Genomic DNA, 563 nt, shown 5'->3' with positions numbered 1-563 from the left:
CGGTTCACCTGCTTCCAGTCGCGCTCTGCACCGCCTTCGGCTTGCGCGGCCGTCCAGGCCTGCAGTTCCTGGATGAGGGCGAGCCGCTGGCCCTTGTGCTCGGCCGCGTCGGCGCGCACCTTCTCGAGCCAGGCCTCGACCACCTTGTGCGCGGCGTTGCAGGCTTCGTCGAATTTCTTCCAGAGCGCATGGTTGGCCTGGCCGCCCTGGTCGGTCTGCTTCCACTGTTCACGCAGCTGGCGCAGGCTCTCCTGGATCTTGCGGCCGCCCAGGGCCTGGCCCTCGGGGCGCTTGAGCAGCCCTTCGGCCTTGGCCACGAGTTCCTCGCGCACCTGGTCGGCGCTCCAGCGCTGCCAGCCCTGCAGTTCGCCCGCCGCGATCAGCGCGGTGTGCACGTCGTGTTCCAGCGCGCCGTCGATGTGGCGGCCGTGCTGCTTGAGCACCGTGCGCAGCGCGGTGGCGGCGCCCGCGGACGCCTTGCCGTGGCCCTGCGCCGTTTCTTCCTGCAGCTTCGCGAGCGCGGCACGCACGGCCTGTTCGGCCTTCTCGCGGACGGCGGGATC

General features: G+C 71.2%; 1 protein-coding gene. It reads right to left on the bottom strand.

Annotation, left to right across the window (positions count from 1 at the left end; translation table 11 throughout):
* The coding region (locus tag FJV41_RS57155; protein ID WP_141649574.1) for a DUF349 domain-containing protein at positions 1-563 on the bottom strand (563 nt) is incomplete at both ends.

The sequence above is a fragment of the Myxococcus llanfairpwllgwyngyllgogerychwyrndrobwllllantysiliogogogochensis genome, from assembly GCF_006636215.1.
Taxonomy (GTDB): domain Bacteria; phylum Myxococcota; class Myxococcia; order Myxococcales; family Myxococcaceae; genus Myxococcus; species Myxococcus llanfairpwllgwyngyllgogerychwyrndrobwllllantysiliogogogochensis.
Note: the sequence above shows the minus strand (reverse complement) of the source record. Positions and strands in the feature narration are given on the sequence as shown.